Genomic DNA, 6,976 nt, shown 5'->3' with positions numbered 1-6,976 from the left:
GTACGAAAGCAGAACTAAATGTTGGGGATTTATTAGTGCCACAGTACTTATCAAATTACCAGGATAAAAAATCTAACTATATATATTTTACTGCAACATTGAATGCTGCTAAATGGGGTGCTGAATTAGCAAGATCTGAATCAAAGGAAAGAATCTATATTGTAGAACCATTAGGTGATTTTGAAAATGATCCAAACTTGACTGACAAAAGATTTCCTGGAAACCCAACACGTTCTTATAGGTCAAAATCTCCTTTGAAAATAATTGCTGAATTAAGTTCATGGGAAAGACATTCTGATGAAGAAATAAATCATATGCTTGCATCTTTAAAAAAGTTAACTGAAGAAGGAAAAAATGTAATATACGATTAATCTTTAATATCTATAAGTACTTGAAGTGGACAAATTGAGATATTTTATTGGCAATATCTCAATTTGTTCATTTTCCTTTCGCCACACTTTTCATCAAAATATGGATGCCAATCAGAAATGAAATGTATAGAGATTATGCTCTGGCAAGGATTGAGTGTGCTTCTTACGATTCGACAGATTAGGAGGCGTTTTCTACTTGAGATATGCTTTTTTTCTTTCTTTTTCGTATTAAGAAAATCACTAAAGTTACCCCGACTAAAAGCACCGGTATAAACCATATTAGGCTTTTCCGTATAAACAAGTTCCTTTCATAGTCACTAGCCAAGAAGGGCTTTTCCACTTGGTACTCTCCGTCTATTGTAAATATACTGATATCATTTACTTGGACCCGATTATCCCGCTGTTTTAAATCAAGCCATGTTCCATCAACCTCATTTAGATTCTCGACGACTTCTTTAAGCCCTTCTAATCCCAAATAAGGGTGATAAAAGGCAGATAAATAGGAATGATTATATTTTGATTTTATCTCTATTTTTTCCTGCATTTTCTCAATTCCTTTATCATCACCTTCTTCAATATAACCCAAGGTTTCCGGATACACAGTCATACCATGCACAAATTCAGGTCGTGACTCATACGGAGGTGCAAATTCTCCCTTCCAAGTTAAATCAGTCAACTGCAGCTGTCCAACGTAAGAAGAAAAATGTTCGGATACTATTTTGTATCCTTGTTGAGAAATGGCATAGTGAGGTGCTTCAAAAGCAACGGGATAGAGATCATGAGCTACCAACTCTTCTATTCCGCTTTCTATTGCATTTTCCATATATGACCTTTCATACTCTTCGCCTTCCTCAACAAAAGCCTCATATGCTGCATAAGTAGGAAAATCCGACATCTGCTTGGCTTTTTCATTGGCTGGCTGATAAATAGGCCTATCATTCTCAGCATCCCAAAATTCGAAGCCTTCACCTGTTTCTGAGCTGCGATATTGGTGCTTGTATCCATGCAACACTATACTTGCACCATTATTTTGCATGTATTTTAGCGTCTTCACTAATTTGGGTGAATCAACAAGGTGCACTGTTTTACCGTTATTCGTATACTCTGGAATTACCGCCACCATGTAAGGGATATCCTTTTCTTTAAGGAATTCTGCTTGTTCCCTTAACTGATCAGGATCTACCATGGGATGCACATCTTCAAGTCGTAGATACTTCGTGATTCCTTTTCCTTCTTCACCAAAGAAATTAATAAGTGACTGGGTTATATATTCTTCAAAAGGATTATAAAGATTTTGACCTGCAAAGTAATATATATTATTCGAATTAAGCAGTAAAGGAACCGAGCCACTGCCGTCAACTTTATTTCCGACCAAAGAAACAGCAGTACCATTAGCCGTCACATCATAAACTATCCGTTCCTCTGTCAAGTTCTGACTCTGATTATCTGGGACCTCAACCTGATTAACCAAGGCTTCCCCATTTATGTTTAACCAAGGCATCTTTTCTTTAAACTGCTCTGCATTATGATTAATTGCGAAAAATGGGCCTTTGTAATTATTGAAAGTTTTCAGCAAGCTCTCTGACAATGCTTTCCTTCCAGCTCCCAAATAAATAACGTAATCAAACTCATTTAAATTTTCTTGGCCAATATCTGCATCTTCAATGATTTTGTAATCGTCTCTGAATTGACCTACTAAGGTTTCCAAAATCCGCACATCTTTTAATTGTTCTTCCTCCGTCTGGCTGTACACAATTAAAACTAAATCTTTACGATCAGCAAAGGAAGCGCTAGGTAAATTCAAGACAAATATTATAATTAGCAGCAGCAACACAACAAATTTTTTTCGCAACATTACCTCTCCCCATTCATTATATCTCTGCATTAAATTTACCATATTTTTGTATAATATATAGGTAAAATTTATTACCTAGCCTATCTGATCCATATTAACGCTATACCAGTTCACTAAATCATGATACATAGGCGGCCCTTTTTGTGTTCCATGAATCTCTTCAGCATGGAAATTACATCGCTATATATTCTTGGAGTAATATGAGGAATATAAGAAAAATTGCGCAAATATATGGGGTGATTAGGAGGTGGAAACTCACAAAATATACACGAAAAGAAAAACCCCTGACACCAGTGGTATCAAGGGTTTCCTCCATTAAAAGTCTTCCATGTACTGTTCGCGTTCCCATGGGTGGACCTGCGTGCGGAACATATCCCACTCGATTTCTTTCGCTTCGATGAAGTGTTCGAATAGGTGATCGCCTAGTGCTTCGACGATGATGTCGTCGGATTTTAGCTGCTCAAGAGCGTCGTACAGTGTAGCTGGAAGATCTGCTACGCCGTTCTTTTCTCTTTCTGCTTTATCCATAACATAGATGTTACGGTCGATGGAAGCAGGTGCTTCCATGTTGTTCTTGATTCCATCAAGACCTGCAGCAAGCAATACACTCATTGCTAGGTACGGGTTTGCAGATGGATCAACACTGCGCACTTCGACACGTGTGCTTGCTCCGCGAGCGGATGGTACACGGATAAGCGGGCTGCGGTTTTTACCGGACCATGCTACGTAGCATGGTGCTTCATATCCAGGTACAAGACGTTTGTAAGAGTTAACTGTCGGGTTTGTAACCGCTGTGAAGTTAACCGCATGCTTCAATGTACCTGCGATGAACTGGTAAGCTGTTTCAGAAAGCTTCAACTCGCCGCTTTCATCGTAGAATGCATTTTTGCCGTCTTTGAATAGAGACATGTTGCAGTGCATACCAGAACCGTTTACACCGAATAATGGTTTTGGCATGAATGTTGCATGCAAACCATGCTTTCTAGCAATTGTTTTTACTACTAGTTTGAATGTTTGGATATCATCAGCATGTTTCAGTGCATCAGCATATTTGAAATCGATTTCGTGCTGGCCTGGTGCCACTTCGTGGTGGGAAGCTTCAATTTCAAAGCCCATCTCTTCCAATTCCAATACGATATCACGACGAGTAGTTTCGCCTAGGTCAGTTGGTGCAAGGTCGAAGTAGCCGCCTTTATCGTTCAATTCCAAAGTCGGCTCGCCTTTTTCATCAAGTTTGAACAAGAAGAATTCCGGCTCTGTACCGATGTTGAATGCGCTGAATCCAAGCTCTTCCATTTTTTTGATGTTACGCTTCAGGTTGTAACGTGGGCAGCCTTCGAATGGCTCTCCTTCTGGAGTGTAGATATCACAGATGAAACGTGCCACTTTGCCTTTTTCGCTTGTCCAAGGGAATACGACGAACGTATCCAAGTCCGGGTAAAGCTTCATGTCGGACTCTTCGATGCGTACGAAACCTTCGATGGAAGATCCGTCGAACATCATTTCGTTATCCAATGCTTTGTCCAGCTGGCTAAGCGGGATTTCCACGTTTTTAATTGTGCCAAGCAAGTCGGTGAATTGTAAGCGAATGAACTTTACGTTCTCCTCCTTGATAATCTTGATTACATCTTCTCTAGTAAATTTCGCCATTCTTTCTCCTCCTCTATTAATGGAAGAATCGTGATAACTCTCCCTGACGTAACGAAGCTTTGCCTAATCGTCCGGTATCCATCAGTTCCTGACGCAGCATCTGTCTTAATGCTTTATCAGAGATTTCCGGTTCGATCGGTGTTTCAAGCATTTCTGCTGTCGGTTTTTCTCTGTATGGCAGCATTTGCTTGATTCCGGCAAGGTTGATTCCTTTATCGATCAATTCCTTGATTTCCAGCAGTCGATCCACATCATTGAATGAGAAAAGACGCTGATTGCCTTCTGTTCTTGCTGGGAAAATCAGTCCGTTGTCTTCATAATAACGGATTTGTCTCGCTGTTAATGCAGTAAGTGATTTTACAATACCAATAGAGAACAAGGGCATAGATCGGCGATTCATGTCACTCATTTATCGTCCATCCCCTTTCCTTATGTACTCTACGTCTATTATAAACGTAGGTAATTTTAAATGTCAACACGTGTTAGCTTAGTTAACATGAAAATTTTTAGTATGCTTGATTAGTTGATATCAAGCCTTTTTCTAATAGATTTTGAGCTGCATCCATAATAGCGAGCTTCACATGGGCATAAGTCAAACCGCCCTGGACAAAAGCCGTATATGGCGGGCGGATCGGTCCATCTGCTGTTAATTCCAGGCTGGCTCCTTGGATGAAGGTTCCGGCTGCCATGATGACATCACTTTCATATCCCGGCATCGGTGCTGCATGCGGCGTCACATGAGCGTTGACAGGTGATGCATGCTGGATTGCCTGACAAAAGGCAATCATCTGATCTGCCGAGTGGAAGTTCACTGATTGAATCAAATCGACGCGTTTGCTGTTGAATTTCGGTGAAGTCGAAAAGCCGAGAAGCTCAAGAAATCTTGATGTAAAGACGGCGCCTTTTAACGCCTCCCCAACAACATGCGGTGCCAGGAAGAATCCTTGGAACAGCTCTTGCAGCATGCCAAGTGATGCTCCTGTTTCTTTTCCGAGTCCCGGTGCAGTCAAACGGTTGGCACACAACTCGATCAATTCAGTCCGGCCGGCAATATAGCCTCCCGCACGTACGATACCGCCGCCTGGATTCTTGATTAGTGATCCGGCAATCAAATCCGCACCAACATGGAGCGGCTCCTCTGTTTCGGCGAATTCTCCATAGCAGTTATCGACGAAAACGATAGCTTCTGGATACTTCCCTTTTACGAAAGAAACCATTTCACCGATTTCTGTAACAGAAAAAGAAGGCCGGTCGGCATATCCTTTGGAACGCTGGATCGCCACCACCTTCGTCTTCTCAGAAAGCTTATCTGCTACAGCTGGATAGTCGATTGCACCATCCTCCGTCAGATCAACCGCATCGTATGCGACACCGAAATCCTTTAATGAACCTGTATCTTCTTCTCGGTTTCCAATGACGCCTTCCAGCGTGTCATATGGCTTTCCGGTAATATAAAGCAATTGATCACCAGGACGCAAAACACCGAATAAAGCAGTAGTTATCGCGTGTGTACCTGAAACGATCTGAGGACGCACAAGTGCATCCTCTCCGCCGAACACTTCTGCGTAAACCTGTTCAAGGGTCTCCCGACCAAAGTCATCATATCCATAACCTGTTGTGGGATTGAAATGACTGTCACTTACGCGCTGATTGCGGAATGCATCCATCACTCGTTTCTGATTCTTTTCTACGATGGAATCTATTCCAGCGCGCTCGGCGCTTGTTTCTTCTTCTGTTCTTCTTGCTGTTTCGTTTATCATGCTTCATTCTTTCCTTTCAACTGATGGAAAAGCGGATGATTTGGCAATACATACCCGCTCACTTCATAGACATCCATTTCCTCGTTGTAATTCCTTTTTGTTAAAATCGTCTCCTGCGCAAGCTTGTCCAATAGACGGCCGCCAGCGGCAGGTACGATTGTATCATAAAACTCACTTGCTTCCTGGATCATTTCCTGTACTTTATCCATTACAAGTCTGCGGTCTTCTTCTTTGAATGCGGAGATCTGGACATATGGATGCGCACTAGCAATAAAATCCTCTGTCAGCAAATCTGCTTTGTTATAAACTGTCAAAATCGGCAAATGATCGGCACCGAGTTCATGGAGCAGCTTCAGTACAGTCGCCTGCTGCTGTTCATGATCTGGATGTGCGCTGTTGACCATATGAATGATAAAATCAGCTTCTGTCACTTCCTCCAGTGTTGAACGGAAAGCGGCGATAAGCGCTGTCGGAAGGTCCTGGATAAAGCCAACCGTATCCGTGAGCAGCGCTTGAAAACCGGATGGAAGGCGCATACGGCGCGTCATCGGATCCAGCGTAGCGAACAGCTGGTCCTGCTCCAGACTGTCGTTTCCAGTCACGCGGTTGAAGATTGTCGATTTACCAGCATTTGTATAGCCGACCAAGGCAATTTGAAAAGCCTGATTTGCTTTTCGTCGTTCCCGGTAACGGGAGCGGTGCGACACGACAGCTTTCAGCTGCTGTTTGATTTCGTCGATCCGGCGTCGAATATGGCGTCTATCGGTTTCAAGCTTCGTTTCACCTGGACCTCTTGTCCCGATACCAGCGCCAAGACGGCTCATTTCTGTACCTTGTCCATATAGTCTAGGCAGCAAATATTGCATCTGTGCCAGTTCCACCTGCAGTTTACCTTCACGGGTATGTGCACGTGTTGCGAATATATCAAGAATTAGCTGACTCCGGTCTATGACCCGGACCCCAATTCGGTTGCTGATATTTTTCAATTGTCCTGGAGACAATTCGTCGTTGGATATGACCAGAAGCGGCTCTTCCTGCTCAACTAACTCAGCAAGTTCCTCGAGCTTCCCTGATCCGAAATATGTACCAGGATGCAGGCGTTCCCGTTTCTGCGTGACAATCCCTGCCACCGCGCCTCCTGCTGTCTCTGTTAATGCTTCTAATTCATCGAGCGAGGATTGAAATCGCTCTAATGTCTGATTCTGGTGATGGACTGCCATCAATAATACACGTTCCATACTGTCACCCTTTCTATATGTCATTATACCCTATCATACAAGTAAAAAGCCTTCGCTTTATGCGAAAGCTTTTAAGATGGGCGCATTCATGAAGATGTAGTT

Annotated in this window: 6 protein-coding genes; 1 reads left to right on the top strand and 5 read right to left on the bottom strand. The window is 42.6% G+C overall.

Features of this window, described 5'->3' with window-relative positions:
- On the top strand, positions 1–371 hold a 371-nt coding region (gene arr, locus CHH91_RS09470; protein ID WP_095223200.1), incomplete at its 5' end, for an NAD(+)--rifampin ADP-ribosyltransferase.
- A 178-nt stretch (positions 372–549) separates the two neighbouring features.
- Here the strand turns inward: arr and CHH91_RS09465 are convergent.
- The 5 genes from CHH91_RS09465 to hflX form a co-directional block, all read right to left on the bottom strand.
- Complete coding sequence (locus CHH91_RS09465) at positions 550–2,226, bottom strand: DUF2334 domain-containing protein (protein ID WP_176465742.1); 1,677 nt, start codon at positions 2,224–2,226, stop codon at positions 550–552.
- A gap of 315 nt (positions 2,227–2,541) precedes the next feature.
- Complete coding sequence (gene glnA / locus CHH91_RS09460; RefSeq protein ID WP_095223198.1) at positions 2,542–3,876, bottom strand: type I glutamate--ammonia ligase; 1,335 nt, start codon at positions 3,874–3,876, stop codon at positions 2,542–2,544.
- Positions 3,877–3,892: 16 nt separating this feature from the next.
- Positions 3,893–4,285 (bottom strand): MerR family transcriptional regulator, encoded by a 393-nt coding sequence (locus CHH91_RS09455; RefSeq protein ID WP_095223197.1) that lies wholly within the window; start codon positions 4,283–4,285, stop codon positions 3,893–3,895.
- A gap of 97 nt (positions 4,286–4,382) precedes the next feature.
- Positions 4,383–5,636 carry a methionine gamma-lyase family protein gene (locus CHH91_RS09450; RefSeq protein ID WP_095223196.1) on the bottom strand — a complete coding sequence of 418 codons (1,254 nt, stop codon included), beginning with the start codon at positions 5,634–5,636 and terminating at the stop codon, positions 4,383–4,385.
- Positions 5,633–6,874, bottom strand: coding sequence for a GTPase HflX (gene hflX, locus CHH91_RS09445; protein WP_095223195.1), 1,242 nt, complete (start codon positions 6,872–6,874; stop codon positions 5,633–5,635). Before hflX ends, CHH91_RS09450 begins: the two co-directional genes overlap by 4 nt.
- Positions 6,875–6,976: the final 102 nt, after the last annotated feature.

Origin of the sequence: Virgibacillus sp. 7505, from assembly GCF_002272135.1 — a bacterium.
Lineage (GTDB): Bacteria > Bacillota > Bacilli > Bacillales > Amphibacillaceae > Terribacillus.
Note: the sequence above shows the minus strand (reverse complement) of the source record. Positions and strands in the feature narration are given on the sequence as shown.